Source organism: Microcystis protocystis FBCC-A270, assembly GCF_050500235.1.
GTDB classification, from domain to species: Bacteria; Cyanobacteriota; Cyanobacteriia; order Cyanobacteriales; family Microcystaceae; genus Microcystis; species Microcystis ichthyoblabe_A.
Window position 1 is genome coordinate 4,458,204 of the sequence record NZ_CP191407.1, and the last position, 25,363, is coordinate 4,483,566.

At 39.6% G+C, this 25,363-nt stretch carries 15 protein-coding genes and 3 pseudogenes; 9 read left to right on the plus strand and 9 right to left on the minus strand.

All coding sequences use genetic code 11. The features are described from left to right. Positions 1-167: 167 nt before the first annotated feature. Positions 168-1,025 (plus strand): IS5-like element ISMae4 family transposase, encoded by an 858-nt coding sequence (locus ACQY1X_RS21845; protein WP_420065461.1) that lies wholly within the window; start codon positions 168-170, stop codon positions 1,023-1,025. 238 nt (positions 1,026-1,263) lie between these two features. Here the strand turns inward: ACQY1X_RS21845 and ACQY1X_RS21850 are convergent, their stop codons facing one another. From ACQY1X_RS21850 to ACQY1X_RS21860, 3 genes and pseudogenes are all read right to left on the minus strand, one after another. Continuing rightward, positions 1,264-1,518: a BrnA antitoxin family protein gene (locus ACQY1X_RS21850; RefSeq protein ID WP_002738362.1), complete on the minus strand. Its 255-nt coding sequence runs from the start codon at positions 1,516-1,518 to the stop codon at positions 1,264-1,266. Then, complete coding sequence (locus ACQY1X_RS21855) at positions 1,502-1,774, minus strand: BrnT family toxin (protein ID WP_016516511.1); 273 nt, start codon at positions 1,772-1,774, stop codon at positions 1,502-1,504. The genes ACQY1X_RS21850 and ACQY1X_RS21855 overlap by 17 nt, the downstream gene beginning before the upstream one ends. 163 nt (positions 1,775-1,937) lie before the next feature. Further along, a pseudogene (locus ACQY1X_RS21860) lies at positions 1,938-3,125 on the minus strand (RNA-guided endonuclease InsQ/TnpB family protein). Between the two features lie 265 nt (positions 3,126-3,390). On the opposite strand from ACQY1X_RS21860, the pseudogene ACQY1X_RS21865 reads away from it, so the two are divergent. The 3 genes and pseudogenes from ACQY1X_RS21865 to ACQY1X_RS21875 form a co-directional block, all read left to right on the plus strand. Continuing rightward, positions 3,391-4,176 (plus strand): annotated as a pseudogene (locus tag ACQY1X_RS21865) (amidohydrolase family protein); the annotation flags it as partial. A gap of 108 nt (positions 4,177-4,284) precedes the next feature. Continuing rightward, a complete protein-coding gene (locus ACQY1X_RS21870; protein WP_430015143.1) occupies positions 4,285-6,387 on the plus strand; it encodes a carotenoid oxygenase family protein in 2,103 nt (700 codons plus the stop codon). Positions 6,388-6,401: 14 nt separating this feature from the next. Continuing rightward, positions 6,402-9,905 (plus strand): ATP-binding protein, encoded by a 3,504-nt coding sequence (locus tag ACQY1X_RS21875; protein WP_430015144.1) that lies wholly within the window; start codon positions 6,402-6,404, stop codon positions 9,903-9,905. A 235-nt stretch (positions 9,906-10,140) separates the two neighbouring features. On the opposite strand, the gene ACQY1X_RS21880 is transcribed toward ACQY1X_RS21875, so the two are convergent. Then, complete coding sequence (locus ACQY1X_RS21880) at positions 10,141-10,998, minus strand: IS5-like element ISMae4 family transposase (protein ID WP_002732125.1); 858 nt, start codon at positions 10,996-10,998, stop codon at positions 10,141-10,143. Positions 10,999-11,159: 161 nt separating this feature from the next. Between ACQY1X_RS21880 and ACQY1X_RS21885 the strand changes: the two are divergent. Next, positions 11,160-13,334 (plus strand): annotated as a pseudogene (locus tag ACQY1X_RS21885) (AAA-like domain-containing protein); the annotation flags it as partial. Between the two features lie 21 nt (positions 13,335-13,355). Here the strand turns inward: ACQY1X_RS21885 and ACQY1X_RS21890 are convergent. The 4 genes from ACQY1X_RS21890 to ACQY1X_RS21905 form a co-directional block, all read right to left on the minus strand. Further along, complete coding sequence (locus ACQY1X_RS21890; protein ID WP_430013554.1) at positions 13,356-14,693, minus strand: AAA-like domain-containing protein; 1,338 nt, start codon at positions 14,691-14,693, stop codon at positions 13,356-13,358. A gap of 446 nt (positions 14,694-15,139) precedes the next feature. Next, on the minus strand, positions 15,140-16,351 hold the full coding sequence (locus ACQY1X_RS21895; RefSeq protein WP_002778814.1) for a glycosyltransferase: 1,212 nt from the start codon (positions 16,349-16,351) through the stop codon (positions 15,140-15,142). A gap of 76 nt (positions 16,352-16,427) precedes the next feature. Continuing rightward, complete coding sequence (locus tag ACQY1X_RS21900) at positions 16,428-19,052, minus strand: methyl-accepting chemotaxis protein (protein ID WP_430015145.1); 2,625 nt, start codon at positions 19,050-19,052, stop codon at positions 16,428-16,430. A 94-nt stretch (positions 19,053-19,146) separates the two neighbouring features. Further along, positions 19,147-19,677 carry a chemotaxis protein CheW gene (locus tag ACQY1X_RS21905; RefSeq protein ID WP_430015146.1) on the minus strand — a complete coding sequence of 177 codons (531 nt, stop codon included), beginning with the start codon at positions 19,675-19,677 and terminating at the stop codon, positions 19,147-19,149. A gap of 1,735 nt (positions 19,678-21,412) precedes the next feature. On the opposite strand from ACQY1X_RS21905, the gene hmpF reads away from it, so the two are divergent. From hmpF to ACQY1X_RS21925, 4 genes are all read left to right on the plus strand, one after another. Continuing rightward, the gene (gene hmpF, locus ACQY1X_RS21910; RefSeq protein ID WP_002751694.1) at positions 21,413-23,038 is read left to right on the plus strand and encodes a pilus motility taxis protein HmpF; all 1,626 of its coding nucleotides are present in this window, start codon (positions 21,413-21,415) and stop codon (positions 23,036-23,038) included. 145 nt (positions 23,039-23,183) lie between these two features. Next, complete coding sequence (locus ACQY1X_RS21915) at positions 23,184-23,312, plus strand: hypothetical protein (protein ID WP_257792579.1); 129 nt, start codon at positions 23,184-23,186, stop codon at positions 23,310-23,312. 126 nt (positions 23,313-23,438) lie between these two features. Next, entirely contained in the window at positions 23,439-23,663 is a 225-nt protein-coding gene (locus ACQY1X_RS21920; RefSeq protein WP_002738436.1) for a hypothetical protein, read from the plus strand. A 269-nt stretch (positions 23,664-23,932) separates the two neighbouring features. Beyond that, positions 23,933-24,742, plus strand: a complete 810-nt coding sequence (locus tag ACQY1X_RS21925; RefSeq protein ID WP_130758356.1) for a squalene/phytoene synthase family protein — start codon at positions 23,933-23,935, stop codon at positions 24,740-24,742. Between the two features lie 87 nt (positions 24,743-24,829). On the opposite strand, the gene petD is transcribed toward ACQY1X_RS21925, so the two are convergent. Then, positions 24,830-25,312 (minus strand): cytochrome b6-f complex subunit IV, encoded by a 483-nt coding sequence (gene petD, locus ACQY1X_RS21930; protein ID WP_002738373.1) that lies wholly within the window; start codon positions 25,310-25,312, stop codon positions 24,830-24,832. Between the last annotated feature and the right edge of the window lie 51 nt (positions 25,313-25,363).

Below are 25,363 nucleotides of genomic sequence, written 5' to 3' on the forward strand. Positions count from 1 at the left end.
AACAGACAGCGATCGCCTAACTTTTAACTATCACAAGCAACATTAGACCTCTTGCATAATTTTTTTATGGTATAATATAAGGTTTTGCTTTTTTCTCAATTCTTAGATTGAAGTGGAAAAAAGAATAAAATGTGATCTTAGGTCAGGAAATCATCTATAATTTTGCTATGTTTATTAGCAAAATTATGGATTATCAAAACTTATCAGATGAACAATTCAAACGCCGTTTCGGTGTGTACAAACAAACATATAGAAAGATGGTAGAATCAGTAAAAAGTGTTGAAGCCGACTCTAATTCACCATCTAAAAGGGGACCGAAACCTAAACTATCTATAGAAGAACAAGTTTTAGTAACGTTAGAATATTGGCGAGAATATAGAACATATTTTCACATTGGTACAAGCTGGGAACTATCAGAATCAACTATATGTCGGATTGTAAATAAGACGGAAAAAATGCTTTTACAATCGGGAAACTTCCGTTTAAAAGGAAAAAAAGCTTTACTCAATCAAGCAGAGATACCGGTCGTAACGGTAATGGATGTGACGGAAACTCCCATTGAACGCCCCCAAAAGAAACAGAAAGATTTTTTTTCGGGTAAAAGAGGTTATCATACTTTAAAATCCCAATTAGTAGCTGATCAAAATACCGAGGAAATTATCTGTGTCTTTTGTGGGAAAGGTAGAGGTCATGATTTTAGTTTATTTAAAAAAAGTCGAGTTCGTTTTCATCCTTTAACTACCAGCATAGAAGACAGTGGTTATCAGGGAATAGCTGCATACCATAGTAATAGTTATACACCGAAAAAGAAATCGAAAAATAGAAAATTAACAGAGTTAGAAAAAGAGTATAACAAGGCTTTAGCCAAAGAAAGGATTATCATTGAACATATAAATAGGAAACTCAAAATCTTTAAAATCTTATCCTGTAAATATCGGAATCGTCGTCGAAGATATAGTTTAAGAGTTAACTTGTTGGCGGCTATTTATAACTGTGAGTTAGGGATAGGTATAGCAGCTTCTTAAAAGTTGCCTAAAGATTAATCAAGTCAAGGAGAATTTATTCTCAATTTTTATAATTGAGATAGTTTGTGCCGCTTAAATAAAGAGGTTTTGATAACCAAATTAAAGCAGCTCTAAAGAGTTTTGAGTTAAAAGTTAAACTTCAAGTTTTCATTCAGGACGAATGTACTGATTAACTAATTTTTTGGGGAAAATTAGTTAACCCATCATTATAACATATAATTAATTTGCAAGAGTTCTATTATTGGAGGGCTGATAATTCTTCTCGAAGAATACGGCGTAAATCGGACTGAGTGAGCGATCGCTCAGAAGGAGATTGGATATATTGTTTTAAAGCCTCATTAATTAGGGTTTGATAACCCATTCCTGCGGTTTCAGCCTGTTCTCGAAAATAAGCTAGAATCTCATCATCTAGATAAATGGTAATGCGTGTTTTTCCCTGAGAGGAAATGAGCGCCCCTCGTTTTCCTTTAGAAAAATCATATTCCTTTCTCATAAGTTTTTCTCTCTTGTTTTGTAGCACGACGAGCGGAAATCAAGGGAATGACTTCACCCCGCAAAGTATAAATAACCACTAATAGTGATCCCATGTTTCCCATCCCCACTGCAATAAAACGTTCTTCTGTTATACAATCGGGATCAAGATCATGAATAGCGAGGGGATCAAAAAACACCATTTCAGCTTCTGCAAAGGAAACACCGTGCTTTTGCCAGTTGGTTTTTGCTTTTCTGGGATCATATTCAAATGTCATACATACATTATATGTATCTTAGAAGGTTGAGTCAAGCTCAAAACCCCTTCAGAGTATCACACGGATCGCCTTACCTTCCCACTTAGAGGGGTATTCAGGGGGAATGACAACTGTGCCATGTTGACATCCTCGCCGCCGTAAAACGGACGGCGATTCCCAAACCTCACGATTTGGGTTTCTGCTTCTTTCCCGAAGGATTTTTCGCACCTGCCTTAACAGATTTACTCTGTTCTGGTCTTATGGTCGCTCTACAGACTGACACCGCAAGCCCTGCGGCCAAAATATTTTTACTGGCGTTAATATCTCGGTCATGGTGCGTCCCACAGTCTGGACAGTCCCACTCTCGAACATTTAACGGCATTTTTTCAGCAATGTACCCGCAATTACTACACCTTTTAGAGCTAGGAAACCATCTATCTATTTCGATGTAATTTCTTCCGTACCAACGGCATTTGTAGGCTAATTGTCGGGTGATTTCTCCCCAGCTTACATCAGATATTGCCTGAGATAATTTCGGGTTTTTGACCATATTCTTGATGGCTAAATTCTCAACCACAATCGTTTGATTTTCACGAACTAATTGAGTGGTTAGCTTATGTAAATGGTCTTTTCTGCTATCGGTGATTTGAGCGTGAATCTTGGCTACTTTGATTCTTGCTTTTTCCCGATTTTTTGACCCTTTCTGTTTTCTAGAAAGATTTTTTTGCGCTTTTCGCAGTCTCCGATAATGCTTTTTAAAGTGCTTAGGATTAGATACTTTGTCACCATCGCTGGTAATCACAAGGCTACTAATTCCTAAGTCAATTCCAATGGCTTTATCTGTTACTGGTAAAGGCTTAATCGTTGGGTCATCAAATCTAATTGAAATATGCCAACGTCCAGAAGGATGTAATCTGACTGTTACTGTGCTTGGTTCACAGCTTTCTGGGATTTGTCTTGACCATCGAATAGGTAAAGGTTCTGTGCATTTAGCTAAATAGATTTATTTGTCTTTGAACTTAAAAGCAGATTTGGTAAATTCGGCACTTCCTCCTTGATGTTTTTTCTTAAAGCTAGGATACTTAGTACGACCAGCAAAGAAATTAGTGAAAGCTGTTTGTAGGTGTCTTAACCCTTGTTGTAAAGGTACACAGCTAACTTCATTGAGAAAGTGTAATTCTTCTTGTTTTTTCCACTCGGTCAACATTGAAGAAGTTTCAGTATATCCTACTCTTTCTTGTCTTTCATACCAAGCTTGTGTTCTGACATGGAGAGCTTTATTGTAAACCAATCTTACACAGCCCAGAGTGCGCCGCAATAGCGACTCTTGTTCGGGTGTGGGGTAAAATCGAAACGAATAGGCTTTTTCCATACCTCACATTTTAGCATATATTTTGTAAACGATGCTTATATTTAACAGTAAAGCCGTCGTAGAACGACGGGGTTTCAGACCCAAATTTTCGATGAAGAATCATTTTAAATTCAATCGCTTCCATTCGTTAAGTTTAATAAAGTGCTGTATCAAGTTTAACCCAATCAATCCAGGCAGTTTTAGGGGATGAAAAGAAAGCCGCAAAAAAGCGATCGCTTTTTCCCAATCAAATATAATTTAGGTAGAAAATTCCCAAAAAACCTCTATGCTCAACGGGTACAAAATTATTGATGCTGATTCCCATGTCATTGAACCCCCCGCAATGTGGGGACAATACCTAGAACCTAAATTTAGGGAATTTGCTCCTTCTGCTGACATGAAAATCAAAGGAGAACCGATTAGTCAAAAAATCTCCCCACAAGTACAAGCAGAAGGGAATAAGCAGATGAGGCAAGCTCATCCCCATGCTTATCTCAATCGCTATAATCCGGAATCCCATGTTCAAGCAATGACACAAATGGGGGTAGATAGGGCTTTTATTTATCCTACCTATGGACTGTGGTTATTTGCCATTGATAGCCTACCCGCCGAAGTGATGGGGGCTTTTGTCCGTGCCTATAATAGATGGTTATTAGAAGAATATTGTAGCTATGACCCGGCCAGACTCAAAGGAGTCGCTGCAGTCAATCAACATGATCCCGAAGACATGGTAAAAGAGCTACACCGCATGGCAAACTTGGGCTGGAAGGCGGTTTTTTTGCGCCCTAACCCCGTTAAAGGCAGAATTTTGAGCGATCGAGCCTATGAACCCTTTTGGGCGGCCTGCGAGGATTTGGACATGGCTATAGGAATTCATGAAGGCACTCATAGCCGCTTACCCACCACTGGTGCAGAGCGATTTAATAGTCGGTTTGCGCTTCATGCTTGTTCTCACCCGATGGAACAAATGATGGCACTGTTAGCCTTAATTGAAGGGGGGGTTTTAGAACGTCATCCTCAGCTAAGAATCGGATTTTTAGAGTCGGGCTGCGGTTGGTTTCCCTATTGGTTATGAAAGCTTGACGAAGAATACAAAAATTTATAGTATGATATAAAGAATAAGATTAGGTTGAACTTAATCCAAGTATTTTCCCTATCAATCTCAGATTATTAAGATATTATGACTGAAAACCCCAATAATTATAGTTCTAACTTACCTTCTGGTTGTCCCTTGATCCCAGAATCAATCATGACTGCGAATAGATGTGAACACACGGAGCTTAACTTAGAGATTGAAGGGCAATTACCAGAAGACTTGCAGGGTCATTTTTTTATGGTCGCACCAGTAGGAACGGTTGATTCTGGGGGTACCCCTTTTCCCGATGGCGACTCATTGTTGAATGGCGACGGTATGATTTACCGACTCGATTTTGATTGCCCCGGTGAAGCAAAGATAACAACACGATTAGCTAAGCCCCCTGATTATTATGCAGACAAGGCAACCTTCTTGAAAAGCCAATACCAAAAGTATAGATTTCGCAATCATGGAATTGTCCGCTTTTCTTGCGCACTTGGCTTTCGTAATGAGCTAAATACAGCTTTTCTAGTTATGCCATCAGGAAAGGAAGATGTCCTAGATCGTTTATTAGTGACCTATGATGGAGGCCGTCCCTACGAATTAGATACAGAAACCCTTGAAGTTGTTACACCTGTTGGCTGGAATCAAGAGTGGCGGGCCGAAATGAACAAACCACAATTTCCTTTCAAGACGATTTTGAGTACCGCCCATCCTGCTTTTGATAGTAATACGGGTGAAATGTTTACTGTAAATTATGGCAGAGCTATTATAAATCTGCTAAAGAGGCTCCCTTTTGCCATTGAATTAGATGAACTCCCCAAAGACATTTACCAATTAATGAGGGCAATCATTGGTTTTTCTAATGCTAATATGTTGCGAAATATTTTTCAGTTGAATATTATGTGGGCTCAAGGTATTTTGCAACAGGCCATAAATGTAATTAAATATTTGCTTGGGGAAGATATTGAGAATTTTGTCTATCTGCTTCGCTGGGATGGGACAGGTAACTTAGAGCGTTGGAAGTTAAGACTTCCCGATGGTTCACCAGTAAAAATTGAACAAACCATCCATCAAATTGGAGTCAGCAAAGATTATGTGATTTTAATGGACACAGCTTTTATTGTCGGTTTAGAGCAGTTAATAAACAATCCAATACCAGAGAATAAACAACTCGAAGAATTAATCAGAAACTTACTCGAAAGCCCGAATCGACCGGATTCATATATTTATATTGTACGTCGTAGGGAGCTCATCTCAGGACAGTACCCGATTGATTCTGACAAGGAAGTGACTGTCATCGCTAAAAAACTCATCATTCCTTTACCAGCTGCTCACTTTTTAGTTGATTACGAAAATCCTGATGGAAAGATTACGCTTCATGTTGCTCACATTGCTTCTTGGGATGTGGCTGAGTGGATTCGTAAATATGACTTATCGGCTTACCCACCCTATCATCCAATCGCCAAGCGGGTTTATTCTATGGAACCCAGTGAGATGGATATTAGCCGTTTGGGACGCTATGTAATTGATGGAAACCGAGGAGAAGTCATTCAATCAAATGTTATCTACTCATCTCCCTATACTTGGGGAACGGGTTTATACGCTTACCGAGATCGATTATCATCAGGAAGGCAACCCAAACGACTTGATGATATTTATTGGATTTCCTTTGGACTTTGGCAGGAAACGATGACAAAGTTTCTCTATGATTTATATAAAGATGCCCCCTACCGAGCAGCGCCTTTGGAGGATTTACTGAATTTAGCGAAACAAGGCGTTCCATCTTCCCTGTTTCGATTACATACCCCAGATGATTTCCTGAAGATTGCCGATTCTTATCAGTTTCCTAGGGGATATATTGGTGGTTCTCCTCAGTTCATTCCTCGCCGTGCAAGCGAAGAAAATTCTACAGAGGGTTACATCATTTGTAGTGTTTTTACCCCTCGTAGTAGCGAATTTTGGATTTTTGATGGGGGGGATCTGGCCAAAGGTCCTTTGACTAAGCTAAGACATCAGGATCTAAATTTTGGTTATAGTTTGCACACGGCTTGGCTTCCTACAATTGGTCGCCGTCGAGTGAGTTACAATATCCCTGTCAAATCGGATTTTCAGCAGTTGGTAAACGACAGTTCCCCCGATATTCAAAAACTTTTTGAAGATGAAATATATCCCTTCTTTCCATCAGATAATGGACATTTAGTGTAGGAGATAAAGATTCGATGTTCGCTCTTCCTAACTATGAGATTAATCACAAGATTCACGAAGGGGTTAAAAGCGTCGTTTATCGGGGTAAATCTTGTCAGAAAGAACAGCCCGTAATCATCAAAGTTCTCAAAGCTGAATATCCCTCCATAGAAGAGATCGTCTGTTGGAGACAGGAGCATGAAATTATTCAAAATTTAAACTATGATGGGGTAGTTAAATCCTATGGTTTGGTTAACTATCGTCATGTTTTTGCCCTAATTCTCGAAGATTTTGGTGGTCAATCTTTAGCTGAATTTTTAACAACCCAACACCTTTCTATTTCTCAGTTTTTAACCATTGCTATCTCCTTAGCAGACATCTTAATTAAGATTCACCAAGTTCCCATTATTCATAAAGACATTAAACCCAGTAATATCCTCATCAACCAAGAAACAAAACAGGTTAAATTGACTGATTTTAGCATTGCTTCTAACCTAACATTTGAGCGGCAAACTATTACCAATCCTCGCTTTTTACAAGGAACACTGGCTTATATGTCCCCAGAACAAACGGGACGAATGAATCGCCGGATTGACTATCGCAGTGATTTTTATTCTTTGGGAGTGACCTTTTATGAAATGCTCACAGGAATGTTGCCCTTTAGATCTCAGGATTTGATGGAGTTAGTTCATTGTCATATTGCGAAACAACCTCCTCCTTTAGAACAATTCTCAGTTCCGCCGATGATTTCTAACATTGTTAGAAAACTAATGGCAAAAAATGCAGAAGAGCGTTATCAAAGTGCTGCTGGACTCAAATTTGATTTGGAAACTTGTTTATGTCAACTAGAAAAGCAGAGCCGGCTTAAGATTTTTGCTTTGGGAGAACGGGATTATCCCAATCAATTGCTGATTCCTCAAAAACTCTATGGAAGAAGTCAAGAAATAGTGAGATTACTAGAAGCATTCAAACGAGTAGCACACCCAAAAGTAGCAGCAGTAGAAAAAGTTGAATCTGCAATCGAAATAATGTTAGTCTCTGGTTATTCAGGAATTGGTAAGACATCCATTGTTAATGAAGTTCAAAAAGCAATTGTTGAAGCGAGAGGATATTTTATTAGGGGAAAATTTGAGCAGTTAAAACGCAATATTCCTTATCTAGCTCTGATTCAAGCATTTCAAGAATTAATTCGCCAGTTATTAACTGAAAATCAGGAGGAAATTGAATCGTGGAAAGACGATATTATCAGGGTTATTACGCCAAATGCTCAAATTATTATCGATGTCATTCCTGAAGTTGAATTAATCATTGGTAAACAGCCAGAAGTTCCTCAATTAAACTCTCTAGAAGCTGAAAATCGTTTTAATCAAGTTTTTAAAGAGTTCATCAAGGTTTTTTGTACTCCTAATCATCCTTTGGTAATTTTTCTTGATGATTTACAATGGATAGATTCGGCATCCCTAAAATTATTGCAACTTATAGTGACCGATAAAAGAGGCAAATATTTGTTTTTTATTGGTGCTTATCGAGATAACGAGGTTAGTTCAACTCATCCCTTAACCTTGATGCTAGAGAAACTAAAAACTACCCATTTAGTGATCAATCATCTTGAAATTCAACCCTTATCTTATGACAATGTTCGACAATTAATTGAGGAAACTTTTAACGGTAAGGTTAATAGGGATGAGCTTAAAGATTTAGCCGAGTTAATTTTTTATAAAACCCAAGGCAATCCTTTCTTTATCTCTCAGTTTCTTAAAACTTTATACAGTGAAAATTTAATAACCTATCAAGTCAATATAGATCGTTGGATTTGGTCTAGTGAGGCTATACAATCTGTCGGTATTACTGATTATAATGTTGTGGAATTAATTGTTAGAAATATTGGTAAACTTCCTGAAAAAACGCAACAACTAATCAAATTAGCTGCTTGTATTGGCAACTCTTTTAGTTTAGATTTATTGGCATTTGTTCAACAAAAATCTATCTCCGCTACAGCGAAAGAATTAGCGATAGCTCTTCAACAAGGATTTATTTTACCTCAGTCAGAAGACTATAAACTTCCTTTATTGTTTGATCAGATAGAATACCAACAGTTAAATTTAGAAAATGTAGAGATTAAATACAAATTTTTACACGATAGAGTACAGCAAGCAGCCTATTCACTTATTCCCGAATCAGAACGAAAAGCAAATCACTTGCAAATTGGTCAATTTCTTCTCAAAAAGACAACTACTCAAGCTCAAGAAAACAAATTATTTGACATAGTTAATCAACTCAATTTTGGGATTGATTTATTAAAGGATACCTCAGATAAAAAACAGTTGTGTCAATTAAATTTAAGGGCGGGAAAGAAAGCTAAATCGGCTAATGCTTACCAAGCTTCAGTCAATTATTTACATTTTGCTTGTCAGCTTTTATTATTAGATAGTTGGCAAAAGCAATATGAGCTTACCTTTAATATTTATCTTGAATTAGTAGAAGCTCACTATCTGAATACTAATCTAGAAACGGCTGATAATCTCTGTGATTTTGCTTTACTGCACGTCCGAAGTCCTTTAGAACAAGTTAAATTTTACGAAATAAAGATTAAAATAAACTTGGCTAGAGGCGCAATAGATTTAGCTCTAAATAACGGACAAAAAGGTTTAGAAATTTTAGGCATATCTTTAGTGGAATCACCACCACAAGCGTTAAACATTGAAAAATTAGCCAGATTAGGAGTGATGAAAGAACCTAATAAGTTGATGGCAATGAAGATTTTTAGTCTTATTTATGCTCCTGCTTGTTTTGCCGAAAGTTCTATAGCATTACCAATTCTCTATACTGAGATTACCCTATCCCAGCAGTATGGCAATTCACCCCCAGTCGTTTATGCTTATGCTGTTTATGGAATTATTGTCTCTTGGCTCATGTTAGATATTGATTTAGCTTATCAACTTGGACAATTATCTTTACGGGTTTTAGAGAAATTAAATGCCAAGGATTTTTGGTCGAAAGCTTATGTCTCAATTTCCATTAATATAACCTATAAAAAACATCATATTAAACAAACGCTTGAACCCCTTAAGAAATCTATACAAAAGGCTCTGGAAGTTGGCGATCTTGAATTTGCTTGCCATGGGGCCAATTTCTACTGCGATCATTTATTATTTGTAGGGAATAACTTAGAATTCGTTCACAATCAGCAAAAACAATATATTGATTTTATTGCTCAATATCAGCAAGAACATCCCTTAAATTTAATCAAAATATGCGCCCAATTTGTTGAAATTTTAGTAAATGAATCAGTCGTCAAAAACTTGACGGGTACTATGCTCGACGAGGAAAAGTCTTTAAGGCAGTTACTCCAAGTTAACAATCGAATTTCTGTCTTTAATATTTATTTTTATAAAGCTTGGCTTTGTTACTTGTTTAAAGATTATCCTCAAGCAATAGAAAACAGTAAGATCGCCCTTGAATATTCAGGTTTTGTGAAAGCGGAAATTATTTTTACAGAACATAATTTTTATTATTCTTTGGCATTACTAACTCAATAGAACTCTTGCAAATTAATTATATGTTATAATGATGGGTTAACTAATTTTCCCCAAAAAATTAGTTAATCAGTACATTCGTCCTGAATGAAAACTTGAAGTTTAACTTTTAACTCAAAACTCTTTAGAGCTGCTTTAATTTGGTTATCAAAACCTCTTTATTTAAGCGGCACAAACTATCTCAATTATAAAAATTGAGAATAAATTCTCCTTGACTTGATTAATCTTTAGGCAACTTTTAAGAAGCTGCTATACCTATCCCTAACTCACAGTTATAAATAGCCGCCAACAAGTTAACTCTTAAACTATATCTTCGACGACGATTCCGATATTTACAGGATAAGATTTTAAAGATTTTGAGTTTCCTATTTATATGTTCAATGATAATCCTTTCTTTGGCTAAAGCCTTGTTATACTCTTTTTCTAACTCTGTTAATTTTCTATTTTTCGATTTCTTTTTCGGTGTATAACTATTACTATGGTATGCAGCTATTCCCTGATAACCACTGTCTTCTATGCTGGTAGTTAAAGGATGAAAACGAACTCGACTTTTTTTAAATAAACTAAAATCATGACCTCTACCTTTCCCACAGAAGACACAGATAATTTCCTCTGTATTTTGATCAGCTACTAATTGGGATTTTAAAGTATGATAACCTCTTTTACCCGAAAAAAAATCTTTCTGTTTCTTTTGGGGGCGTTCAATGGGAGTTTCCGTTACATCCATTACCGTTATGACCGGTATCTCTGCTTGATTGAGTAAAGCTTTTTTTCCTTTTAAACGGAAGTTTCCCGATTGTAAAAGCATTTTTTCCGTCTTATTTACAATCCGACATATAGTTGATTCTGATAGTTCCCAGCTTGTACCAATGTGAAAATATGTTCTATATTCTCGCCAATATTCTAACGTTACTAAAACTTGTTCTTCTATAGATAGTTTAGGTTTCGGTCCCCTTTTAGATGGTGAATTAGAGTCGGCTTCAACACTTTTTACTGATTCTACCATCTTTCTATATGTTTGTTTGTACACACCGAAACGGCGTTTGAATTGTTCATCTGATAAGTTTTGATAATCCATAATTTTGCTAATAAACATAGCAAAATTATAGATGATTTCCTGACCTAAGATCACATTTTATTCTTTTTTCCACTTCAATCTAAGAATTGAGAAAAAAGCAAAACCTTATATTATACCATAAAAAAATTATGCAAGAGGTCTAATATCCATCCCTCGATCAAAAAAATAAAAAACAATATCTTAAGCAAGTCAAAGAAAATCAGAAACTGATGAAATGTTGGCAAGATCATGCCCCGATGAATTTTCAGCATAAATACAATTTAATACAGGCAGAAATGGCTCGTGTTTTGAGAAAACCTTTGACAGCAATGAAATATTATGATAGTGCTATAGCAGGAGCAAAGAAATATGAATTTATTCATGAAGAGGCTTTAGCTTATGAACGTGCCTCTGAATTTTATTTTACTTTAGGTAGAGAAGAAATCGGTAAATTATATCTCAGAAATGCTTATCATTGTTACATTCGTTGGGGTGCAAAGGCCAAAGTTAAACAATTAGAAGAAGAATACCCTCAATATTTATTAGGCATCAGCAATCAAAACAAATCTAAAGGACTGAGTACCACCATTTCAACCACTGGTAATGATGGAGCAGTTCTTGATTTAACCACTATTCTTAAAGCCTGGCAAGCGATTTCTGGAGAAATTAAACTAGAAAATCTCCTAACAAATTTAATGAAAATTGTCATTGAAAATGCAGGAGCGCAGAAAAGTTGTCTGATTTTAGAACAGGAAGGAAATTGGGTCATTGAAGCTCAAGGAACAATTGATCAAGAAACGCTTAATATCTTACAGCCGATTCCCATAGAATCTATCGACCATGATCATTCAATTCCTATCTTACCCACCAGTATTATTTACTATGTGGCTCGGACAAAAGAAACTATCGTTTTAAATGATGCCACTTCATCAGGTCAATTTACCAACGATTCTTACATTATTGCTAAAAAAACTAAATCCATTCTTTGTACTCCTTTACTCAATCAAGGTCAATTAAAAGGAATTGTTTATTTAGAAAATAATTTAACAACAGGCGCATTTACCTCAGAAAGGGTTGAACTATTAAATATTCTAGCAGCTCAAGCTGCTATCTCTATTGATAACTCCAGACTCTATCAAACCTTAGAACAAAGAGTAGAAGAACGGACAAAAGAACTCACAAACACTTTAGAGGTACTGAAAGCAACCCAAGCAGAACTTATCTTTGAAAATGACCTACTTAAAAGTGCTGAACAACCTCCCAAATTTGTCTATCAAGTGGGGGGCAGTTTACCGATGGATGCACCGAATTATGTGGTTCGACAAGCTGATCGCAATCTTTATAAAGCTCTCAAACAAGGTCTATTTTGCTATGTTTTAAATGCACGTCAAATGGGAAAATCTAGCTTAATGGTGCGGATGATGAGCCAATTACAAAAGGAGGGAATTAGATGTGCAGTAATTGACTTAACTCGGCTAGGAACAGACAATATTACCCCCGAACAATGGTATAAAGGATTAGCCGTTGATCTGCTCCGCAGTTTTGGATTAATCAAAGAATTGAAAACTTTTAAAGCTTGGTGGAGTGAACAATTAGACCTGCCTCCTGTACAACGATTAGGACAATTTATAGAAAATTTTCTTCTAGTTAATGACGATTTTGATCAGCGGCAATCTGGAAAATCGACTGTTATATTTATTGATGAAATTGATAGCATTTTAGGGTTAAAATTTGATGTCTCTGACTTTTTTGCTTTAATTCGTTCTTTTTATAACCAGAGAGCGATTCAACCTCAATTTCAAGAGCTAACTTTTGCCTTTTTTGGTGCTACCACACCTTCAGCTTTAATTACTGACCCCCAGAAAACACCTTTTAATATTGGTAACGCTATTGAATTAGCAAGTTTTAAAGAACACGAAGCCCAACCTTTATTATATGGGTTAACAGAAAAAGTCAGTAATCTTCAGACAATGCTCAAACAAGTCTTAAGCTGGACGGGAGGGCAACCTTTCTTAACCCAAAAACTCTGTCAACTGATGCGGGATAGTGAGCAACCAATCCCCTCTAATCAAGAAGAACAATGGTTGGCCAACTTAGTAGCAGAAAAAATTATTCAAGATTGGGAGATGCAGGATCAACCCGAACATTTAAAAACCATTCAAGATCGCCTTCTTCAAAGTCCAAACCGACCCCAGTTATTAACCTTGTATCGACAAATCCTGCATCAAGAACCAATACAGATTGATAACAATCCCTATTTACCTGAGTTATTTTTATCTGGATTAGTGGTAAAACGCCATGGAAAAATGGACGTTCATAATCGGATTTATCAGACGATATTTAATAATGATTGGCTTGAGCGATCACTGTCTTAATACCATGGTTCAAAAATTTATTTATACCGAACCAGTATATTGACTTATAAAGTACTTTTGATACAACTGACAACTGACAATTGCTTTATTTTCTCTGAGTTTAATTAAACCCATACTATTAAGTTTATAAGCAATAATTGGATCGACTATCATTGGTTGATTCCCTTGACAAATCTGTTGAAAAATACCGGCAAGTTCGGGTTGTTTTTGTAAAGTGACCCAGTGAAGCTGTAAATGAGAGGAATAAATTCCCGTTGATGTAGTTGCTGATTTGATTAAATCTGGCATCGTGATTTGCTCTTGGCTAAGATGATAAATCGCTAAATGAATCAAGGCAGGATGTCCCCCCACTAAGTCGATCAATTGTTGAATTTCGTTGGTTGCTAATTCATTTAATTGATATTTTTTTGCCAATTCTGCCACTTGTTCTTGACCAAAACCCTGTAACTCTATGGGTAATCCCACATTAAAAGGAGACTGTTCTAATCGCAGAGAAACATAAGATTCTGTGGATTGAACAATAATTAAACGTAATTTCTGCCACAGGGGAGATCGCTTAGATTCTTCATAACAAGCTCTGATTAAAGGTAAAAAATCTTCTGCTACTTTCGGATGTTCAAAGACTCGATGCACTCCATCTAAAGCCAATACCAGTGGCTGTTTTATCTCTCGTAAAATATACTCTTCAAAATAAATTGTCCAACTCATTTTAATTCCTATATCTTCATCCCAATAATCATCTAATTTGGCTTCTAAATTCAACTGCCGAGCGCAATTACGGCAGATCCAGCGTAAGAACTTGTTAAAATTTGCTATGATGTCTTGGTCTGCTTTTTGTAAATCTAAACTAACAATTTGATAACCGAATTGCTGTTGACAAGCCTCTAAAATTGTTAATAATAAAGACGTTTTCCCCCATTTGTTGGGAGCTTTAATGCGTACTAACGCCCCAGATTGTCCGATTTCCTCGATAATTTTTGCTTCAAGTTTTGTTCGTTTTAGATAATAATAAGAATTATAGGGAATAGGAGCATCGGGGTATTCTGGACGCTCATTTTGGAGATATTCCTGATCGCAATACTGAAGCGATGTGGAGTTGGTAAAATGAGATTGTAGTCTAGATAAAAAATTTTTCTTATTGATCGTTTGTCCGATCAGTTGCGAGACTCTATTATAGAGTCCTGGGGCAACTACATTGGCAAGATAGCCGCTACTATAACCATTTTCTTGGGCAATTTCTTGATAGTTCTTTTTCTGCCAAAGTCCTCGCAATAATAATTGTTCTGTGTCATTGAGACAGCGATTCTCAAGCTTGAGCAGTTGCCCATTAAGAATCTCTTGGATTTCCTCGAATTTCATTATTTTTGTCCAAGGTAAGAAGATTTGATGGAATAGATTATTTGATTTTTCAGTTCCGTTGCAGCCAGAAAGCCTGAATCTTGACATAACAGCACCGATTCAAACTAGAATTGGTATATTTGACAAACAAGCTGACGAGAACCAGCAACCGACAAAATTGTGCGATGGCAACCCTGAGAGGGATTCAATTCCCCTCTTGCTAGGAAATTATAGCATTTCTTGTCAAGGTCAATTACACGGCAGCAATTATCTCTTGATAATTTCTATCAAAACCCCTAAGTCTTCAGCGTCTAACTTCTCGATAATCCTATCAAGAATTAATTCGCAAAAATCCTCACAGGAGTTGACTAGACAGGGTTTTAGCAATCAGATGTACTGCATTTAAACTGCTTATTCGCAATTTAAATGCAGTGGCTGCTCCCAATCTTGCCAACAACTCTGAACAGTTACTGTTCATCCTTCAATACACTTGCTCCCAAAGCTTTTAGGGTTTCTTGCAGCATTTCAGCGCGAGATACATTACCCTGATCTTTCAATAATTGTAGGCCTTTTTGCCAAATCTCGATCGCCTCATTATAACTACCGAAAACTATATAAGCCACCCCTAGATTTTGGTAAATAGTGGGATTATCGGGGTTTAACTTGAGAGCTTTTTTATAAGCTTTAATCGATTCTGGTAGCCGGTGCAGTTGTTTGAGAACCAGTCCTAAATTATAGTAACCATCGGCATAGCTAGGATCAATTTCTACGGTTTTCTCAAAGACAGATAAGGCAGCTTCGTATTTTTCTGCTTCGTACAATAACCCACCGAAATTATTATAAGCACCCAGTTTTAATTTATCTAAAATTGGCTGCTTAATCGCTTTAACAAAATGATCGCCTGATTGCTTAAATTCCTCCACTGAATAATAATAATTAGCGAGATGATAATATAACTCGTATAAAATATGTGGATTAGAGCCATGGCATTTTAAACCATGTTTGAGCAGCTTAAAACCCTCTTTATCCCTGCCAATCTTCAGATATAACCCTCCCAATTTACTACACACATAGGGATCGTGGGGATGTTGTTGATAAAAGCCCTCCATCGCTTTTCTTGCCCGTTCAAACTTATCTAGGCTGGCTATTTTATCGACGGTGTAACCGTAGTGAAAGATAGCAATTTCTGGCAGTTCAACTATTTTCCAACCCGGTTCTTTTTTTAATAAAATAGCCACATTATCATCAATAATTGAGTGATAGGGACGGGTAAAAGTGACTTGAGGATGTCGGCGAAATAGCCGCGAAATTAGAGAATAGGGTGATTGTATGGCTCCGATTTCATGGCGGATTAAATTAATAACTAAATTTTCCTCTTTTTCCATAGCCTGACGCATTTTCGGTACGATAGCGGGATTTAATTCCTCATCGGCATCAAGAACTAAAATCCAATCACCAGTAACATATTTTAAAGCCTCATTTCTGGCATCGGAAAAATTACCCCGCCAATCGTAGCTAGGAACTATAGCACCGTAACTTTGAGCAATAGCAATCGTATCATCGGTCGAACCCGTATCCATAACGATCATCTCATCCACCACCTCTTTAACGCTATCCAAACAGCGCCGGAGATTTTCGGCTTCATTTTTGACAATCATGCAGAGACTAAGTTTAGGCATAACTTTACCAACTTTAGCGGTTAATCTTGAGCGATAGCAGCTGATCAATAACCCACTGATTACCACTCATCGATTATTAATTATCTTCCGAGTCTATCTTAAACCGTTCTACCGAAGAAAGCAGCTCCCGGGAGATACTCACCAATTTTTGCAAAGAACCCGCCACCTGTTGAGATTCTTGGGAAGTTTCCTGAGCGGTTAACTCCACCGACTGCATAACTTGGGCGACATTGAGGGAATTTTCCCGTTGTTTGACCGTATCGGCGGTAATCGATCGCACCAGCGTATCGATGCGGTTAGAAACTTGGATAATATCTTCTAGGGACTTCTTGGCCTGTTCCGAGCGCTCGGTGACATCGATAACCTGTTGAATCCCTTCCTCCATTGCCATCATTACCGAACCCGTTTCCGATTGAATCTGTAAAACGATCTGTTCAATTTCCTTAAGAGATTTAGCCGATCTATAGGCTAACTGACGTACCTCATCGGCCACCACCGCAAAACCGCGGCCTGCATCTCCTGCTCGCGCCGCTTGAATCGAGGCATTAAGAGCCAATAAATTGGTTCGCGAGGCAATCTGAGAGACTACTGCGACAATTTTCGAGATTTCCTGGGAAGCTTCTGCCAAACGCTTGACTTTTCGCGCCGTTTCTGATACCGTGTCGCGGATTTGCAGAATTCCCGCCACGGTTCTTTCCACGGAATCGCCCCCCTTGAGAGCGGTAATCGAGGAAGTGCGGGCGACTTCTTCGGCTTCTCTGGCGTTTTCTGCCACCCTTTGAATTGAGTCGGTCATCATCTGTACCGAATTAAGGGTGACGGCCAACTCCTCCGCCATCCGCAGGGCATCGCTAGACTGATTGCGGGCGAAAGATTCACTATTGGTACTGGCTTGATTCACCTGTTTTGCCGCTTTTTTCACCTGTCGGACAATTTCGCGCAGGTTTTGGATCGTCAAATTAAAAGCATCGGCCACCGCCCCTAAAACATCCGCACTTACCTCCGCTTCCACTGTCAGATCCCCCCGAGCCGCTCCTTCCACATCATCGAGAAGTCGAATCACTTGCCTTTGTAGATTTTTCCGTTCCCGTTCCGTTTCGGCGGCGCGGCCTTGGGCCAAGGTGGTGATAGTTGCCACCACCTGGGACATCTGATTGAAACGATTGGCCAGTTGACCAAATTCATCTTCCGAGTAGATCGTCGCTTTAGCGTTAAAATTGCCTTCCGAAAGATGATCGAATTGGCTTTGCAAATCGTCGAGACTGCGCTTAATTTGACTAATTAGCAACTGTAAACCTAGCCAAGTTAGGGCAAAGGTTCCCAATCCAGTTAATAACATCATTGCTGGTTTCGGTTGACTCCAAGGAGAAAGGCTGGCTGGTGCTGGTGGTATTGGGGCTGTTTTGGGGGCAACTTTTGCAGAAAGCCAAGAGGTGGTGCTAACGGCAAAAATTAACACCACTGGGGTAATACCCGCTAAAGCCGCTAAAATTAGTTGCTTTTTGCCCAAAGAAGCATTGACAAAAAAGGCTAATTTGCCCGGATTGACTTCCACCACTGGCCCGAGCAGGCGCTCGGAAACAGGGCCAAGATGACTATCTCTTTTGTCATCGGGGATTTCTAGACGAGAAGGATGAAAACTAGGCTCTCCCACAGCAGAACTGGCATTAAGGCTCGCCCTGGGTTCGGGGACAAAACCAGCAGTTAAAGCTTCCTCTCCCGAACCGGTAAATAGCTCCGATTCCCCCAGTTCTTCGCCTATATCCGTCAGACGTAGTTGGGAAAAACCGTCTAAATCCTCATCATTGAGTTTTAGTTCTCTAAAATCTCTGGCTTCGTCTTCCTCGTATCTTTTTTGAGTGACTCTGCCCTGATTAAGGTCAGTTTTCGCCGCTTGTCGGCGGGGCAGTTCCGGGTCAATGGCAAAAGTGCTTGTTTCTGGGGCATCGGCATAGGATAACTCCTGATCTCGACCGGTGACGGGATTTTCCCGCCAGTCAGCCGTAAAAGTGGCTTCTCCCGTTGATCCTAACCCACCGCCCCACCCTTCCTGCAGCGGGTCAATCTCCGCTGCTTCCAAAAAGGGGAAAGGGGGTTCTCCATCCGCAGAATCCCCGGACCACTGGGAACCGTGAGAGCCTGAACCAGCCAGGATAAGGGAACTAAAGGCGGTTTCCTCGGATTCCCCAAAATCATCGCCATAGGAATCGACTGTACCCGCCGTAGGCTCTCCGAAATCCTCGTCATTGAAAAGACCACTATCCCAGTCCACTACCTCCTGTTGTCGCTCGATAGCAGCCGCTTGCGACCCCCCGGACAAAGAATTGCTGAAACCTTGACTGGGATCGAAAGCTGCCTCGCTGTAGGCAATGCTTTCCGTAGCGGCGATCATAAAATCTCCATTCTCGGCTTCAAAACGCGATTGCTGAATCTGATCGAGACCCCGTCGAGCATAATCTACCAGCTCAAAGAAATTGGCAGAATTTTTGGCCAATTCCAGCACTTTTTCGTAACGTCCCTCGGCCAAGCTGTATTGTTGTAGTCCGACATAAATGTGTCCCTGTAAAAGGATGACGTTGGCATCATCGGGATACTTGCTGATCATTTCTTTGACAATGACGGCGGCATCCTCAAGGTTGCCCTGGCAATAGGCGGTGTTCGCCTTGCCATAGAGTTTCGCATATTCTTTCCCTGACGGCATTTGTCCCTCCCCTAGTTAAAGATAAAGTGGTGAAGTAGTTAGTAGTTTCAAGAAATAATTACTATAAATGCTATTCTGCTATTTTTTTGAGGTTTTAAGCCGCCCAACGGCTAGAACGGAGTATGCCCAGATGATCGAGTAGTCTTAAGGTTTTTTTTGATTCTTGGCCCAGAATCCACTCTCCCCGCACATAGGGGGCGATCTGATCGGGAATACTGACGACACTACCTAGTTTATCTGGGTCGAGCCATTTCATATCTCCCAAACGTTGCACCCCTAAACCGAGGATCGTTTCCTGTTCTTCAATCACAATTACAGGGATTTCGGCTCGATCGGTGTTTAAGGGGCTGCTATCCCCCAAAAATTGCCCGATATCCGCCACCCAGATCACTTGACCCCGAAGATTGATCGTGCCGAGAAGCAAGGGTGAAGCATTGGGAATGGGGGTAATGCGATCGACTGGTTGCTGCATCACCTCGCGAATACCCACGGAACTAAGGGCAAACTCGTCCTGAGAGGGTAGATAAAATCGCAAGTACAGTTCACCGACGGGAGTTTCTAATTCCTGAGTGTCGGGGGCGGTATTTTGAGCGTCACCAGTAAAAAAATCGGTATCGTTAAGCATTTGTTTTGTTCTCCTGTAAGTAGGGTTTGCTGAAAAAGTTTGTTGGTGGGGTTAGTAGCCGGTCGTCAGTAGCCGGTCGTTTCAGGCTTTGTTGCCCTCTTTTTTTTGTACCAGCTTATGTACTATAAAAAGGATAATGCAAGGTTTTTGAATGTCCCAATCCTATATTCTTGTACTAACATCGGATTTTAACAGGTCAAAAGCCTTATTTTAAAAGGGTTTTACCATTATTCAGCAAGCCTTAAGTAATATTTGGGGCGGCGTTTTTAGCTATCTCGACCTATACCATGACTAGACTGTCCCTGGTGAAGGCGATTTTATCGGCGCAGCAGTTGTTTAACGATGCAAATGAACTCAATAGGTTCAAAGGGTTTGACAATGTAGGCATCGGCTCCGATTTTCGGTTCTTCCGAACTTACACTGTAGAAAATTCCTCAAGCTCCCTCTCTGCACAGCAAGGCTCTAAAGTTGATAAATATCAATTTAACAAAAACTCAAAGCCTTAGTGTACAAACTTTACAAGCATGAGTTGTTGATAGTTTTACATGACAGGTTCGGTAGAACCCGATTTTCATGCCCTCTCAACCAGCAGTCATAACTCATTTTCGCTCAAAGGTTTGCTTAAATAATCGGTTGCCTCCACCATTTTGGCTTTTACCCTTGCCAGTGGCCTCCCCCTTGACTGGTTAAACCGTCGAGTTTTGGTAGGGCGATATCCCAGAGAATGAGAGCAGCTTCGATCACTATAGCCTGAGCGAGAGCTTCTTAGGGAAAAGATCCCAGGAATAGTTGGAATTTTCTAAAATACTCTCGACTTTTTCACCAATACTGAGATCGCCATCAATAGTTCTCTTGTTCTTTGTCCTAGTTCAATCAATTGTAAAATACTGGGAATGTCAATCTCATTGAAGCTTCCTGGCTCTTCTGGTTTCTGTGTGGAAACGAGGTCTATACTGATAGTTTCTTCGACAAAATAGTCCTAAAAGTGTTACCCGATAAGCATTTCACGATTCCATAAGCAAAAATTATCACACAAAGTCGAGAAGAGCCGCTTCCTTGCCTAATTTCTCGGAATCTCCCCCACTAGACGCTATTTCTTTTGGTCTAGAATAACCTAGAGCAGTTATCTTAATGGTGAGGTACGAAGTCTCTAGTCTTGGGCAATACTGGAAGAGGAGGTGTTAGTCTGGAGATGATACCAAGTCTCGTCATACTTCATCTTGAGATTGAGAAGAAACGCTGTCTTCCTTGCTCTTGTCACTAATAATAAATCTGATAAGCTAATTATGTAAGATATTTTTCAGTAAGCTTTGCTGCATTTAAACTAGCTTTGGCAATTTTCAGTACAAAAGGTCTAGCTTTCTATCCTTGCCTCTCGCTCTCACGCCGTCTTAAACGATAATTTAGATGTGTGGTCAGCTTATTCAAACTGCAGCCAGAGGTAAAAGGGGTCAGAAAACATCAGCCGATTTATGAGATTGACTGCCAAATTTTTTGAGACTAGGTCAGTAAATTGGTGCTTAAAAATCTTCAAAAATTTAAAATTTTCCAGTGGGTAAGAGGAAAAATTGAGGACAAATGTATGTCTCAAAAAGAAAAACTTGAATAATAGAAATTTAAAATTTTTTGGCAGCTGATGGGTACACTGAAACTATAGACAGGCCGTTCCTAGCCTCGATCACCAACTCTCTCTAAAACCAATTACAAAAACTTTCATCACACAGGAAGACTACTCGTGCTATACCTTGCAGAAGTAAAAAAACAGACTAGAGGTTTTATCAGCGGTTACAAAACCGAATTGAAACTATTGGCCTGTCAGCATAAAGATCAGACGTGGAGTGCCATAGCGGGAAACGATATTTTAACCTGCGACGAAACTAACTCCATAGGAGAAGGTGCGCTTCTCTTGGTGAATTTGAGCGATAATCGTCAACTGCAAGGAAAACCGGAATTAGCGGGAGCGGAGATCGTGCGACAACTGCAAAAGATTTCCCGTTTGATCGAACGCAATAAGGAAGATCAAGAGAAAATCGCTCAGTGGAAACAATCCCTCACCTATCAAAGCGAGATTCTCAACCGCCAGAAAATGGAAATGGAGGAAAGAATTGAGCAAATTGAGCGCATAGAAGTAGAATTCGATTATTTAGAGGGCAAAAAACAAGAACTGGAAAACCTAAAACAACAATTGATAGAGCAACAGCGACACCTGGAAGAAGAACAAATAAATTTCAACTCCTTCCCCAATCTTTCCCCAGAACAACAACAATTTATTCGCTCTCTAGCGGAGAGTTTAGCCAATAATCACGATCTGGGTAATTCTCCCTCACAAATTCTCTATTCAACTCTTGAATCTGTGCAGGGACAACAGACAATTTTAAATAGTTGTTGGCAAAGTTTAGAGGAGCAGAAAAAAGCTGTAGAAAATCGCCAGGTCGTCAACGAACAAATGCTCAATCATCTCAAACAAAGAGCCAGGGAATTAAAGACAAGTCGCAGTGTTTTGGAAACAGCGAAAATACAACTACAAATACAAGAAACTGTTCTGAGTCAAAAACAGGAATTATTCGATCACCTTAACCTCACCCTACAAACCACTGATTCTACTCGACAAATGCTCCTTCGTCTCGCCCAAGCAGCAGACCTAGATTTTGATGGTAAAATCGATCTAGAAGCTCTTGAAAAAATGCCTTTAGAAAAATTGGAGAGCTTAGTTAACAATTTACAAACAGACCTCGATCGCTTGGAAATTTTTGTCAACGACCAAGAGGAAGAATTAACTCTCCAATCTCAAACCGTGGAAGAATTAGAGGCAAGAATGGCCACAATAGATGAATCCCAGCGAGCTAATTTAGAGGCGGAATTAGCCGAGGAACAGGAGAGAAAAGGAATGCTGGCAGAAACTTTGTTCGGACAAAGACGGAATCTTCGGGAAAGGCAAGCTATTTGCTCTCAACATCTGAAAATTCTGCAACGCAGACAGGGAATTTTATCCCCAGAAGATGCCCAAAAATGTAGCTTTGAACCAGTGTTAATTCTCCTGGAGGATAGTTATCAAAATAATCTCCAAGAAAGTCAACGTTTAGCCGCAGAAATCAAGGAGCTACAAGAGGATTTACAAAAAAACAGAGATACTATTGATGAGCAATGCTCGGATTTAGAGCAAAAAACTCGTGAATTTGAAGAACAGGAGCGACAATGGCGCGATGCTAATCTGGCATTAGTGCGTTTAAAAACTCAGATGCAACAGTACGAAACTTTTCTGCAACCCGTGCAGGATCATCTCGATCAAATCCATCAAAAACTAGAAAATATCTCCCATTGGTTTATACCTATGGAATCTAATGTTATTGCATATCATTAAGCTATTAACAGTTAGGCTTATATTAGGGCTTACTGAACAAATAATACAGGGTAATTCAGAAAAAGATTTCTCCCTTCTTGCCGATAACTTTTATAGCTTTTTATCTATGGATAAAATAATTTAGATCAATTTAACTCTAGGTTAGATGTGGTATAGACTAGGATTAGTAATTTATACTCAGATAGCTATGAGACAATCCGATCGAGAAATAATAATTCTAGCGGCTGTGGCCTCCCTCTTAGCGGTGGTGGCGGAAGTAGCGATCGCTTTTTAGATAAAAAAAACTGATTTATGGGGTTAAATTCTGCCAAAATTGACAATCAATGCCGAGCAAAGATATCGATAGAATGCTCGTAACAGGGGCGGCAATTGCGATCGCCTCGATCGGGGAAATCAAAGCATGAGTGTTAGTGTAACGGGTCAGGTAAAAAGAATCGAAATAGGCACGGGAACTTGGGCATTAATTGCCGATAACGGTCAAACCTACGAATTAATGGAACCGACCGCCGAATTAATTCAAACAAGGGCAAAAGTGACAGTTATAGGTCAAATTCGCTCGGATGTGATGACTCTGGCCATGATCGGGCCAATTTTACAAGTGACCTCCTTTCAATCCCTGCCATGAAGCCGCAAAATACCGTTTAAAAACGGGCAAAAACCGCTTTTTAAGCCTGTAATCTCGAAAAATTGCCGTAATTGTCCCTCAGCTATACGAGAAAGAAAAATTGTCAAGAAGACCCTAATGGTTGATTTTTTCGAGAATAATCGGGAAATTTTGAATAATCATACTACAATAGACAGCAACTTTGTCTTAGGAACATCGGAATCACCTAAACCGATCTATCTGATTGGTTTAACTCGTAGTTACCTAAGTTGGCGTGAGGAGTGGACTGAATGAATTTGCGCGATAATGCTTTAACGATTCTGCAAGAAACGAGTCGAACTTTTTATATTCCCATAAGTCGTTTACCGGATCGTCTGCTCGAGGCAGTAGCCTCAGCTTATCTCTGTATGAGGGCGATCGATGAAGTAGAAGACCATCCAGACCTAGATAACTTCAGTAAAGCCCAGATATTAAGACAAATTAGCCTGAATTTACAAGCAGGTACCCAAAATTCTACCAAAGAGGATTTTACTTTTGGCTTAGTCCATCGGGAGATTTTGCCGGAAGTCACCCTGAGAATTGGCGAATGGGCAATGTTAGCACCGGATTCGATCGCCCCCCGGGTTTGGGATGCCACGGCGGCCATGGCCGATCGCATGGCCTACTGGGCCGGGAATAACTGGGATATTCGCACAGAAGTGCAATTAGATCAATATACCTTTAGTGTGGCCGGTGCCGTGGGTTTATTGCTGTCTGACCTCTGGAATTGGTACGACGGCACCGAAACTAATCGCAGTTATGCCCTCGGTTTTGGTCGGGGTTTACAAGCGGTTAATATTGCCCGCAACCATGGCGAGGATCTGCGCCGGGGGGTAAGTTTTCTGCCCCAAGGTTGGACAATTAGTGATATTCATAATTATGCCCGTCGTAATCTGAAATTAGCCGATTATTACACTCAATCGCTGCCCCAAGGGCCAGCACTCGATTTTTGTAAGATTCCCCTCGCTTTAGCCCATGGCACTCTCGAAGTCCTAGCTTTAGGTAAGGAAAAACTCAGCCGCAGCGATGTCATCGCTTTGGTACAACAAATTACCCGTTAGAGGAAATCACAATTAAAATTGCCCACGATCGCTCTTCCAAAGTCAGGAATCACAAGCGTGGGCAAAAAACTGCCGGAGTTCAGTAACTTAGAACAAACCGAGAGTTAAAGATATATCGATGGGGAAAGTGGCACCAATACCTAACCAGATCGTGACCACAGTACCAAATAGGAAGATAGCGGTAGCGACGGGACGACGGAAAGGATTTTGGAATTTATTGACGCTTTCAATAAAAGGAACTAACATCAAGCCTAGGGGAACGCCAGCCATGCAAGCGATACCTAAGAGTTTGTTAGGAAGAATACGGAGAATTTGGAAAACGGGATAAAGATACCACTCTGGCAGAATTTCTAGGGGAGTAGCGAAAGGATCGGCAGGTTCACCGATCATGGTGGGATCCATAATCGCTAAACCGGTGCAGAGTCCGATCGTACCAAAGATAACCACCGGGAAGACATAGAGCAGATCGTTAGGCCAAGCGGGTTCACCGTAGTAGTTGTGACCCATCCCTTTAGCCAACTTAGCGCGCAGAGCGGGATCGCTGAGATCGGGCTTTTTTAATGTGGACATGGATAATGTCTCCTAAAAATGATTTCGGATCGACAGAGATATTTTTCTGAA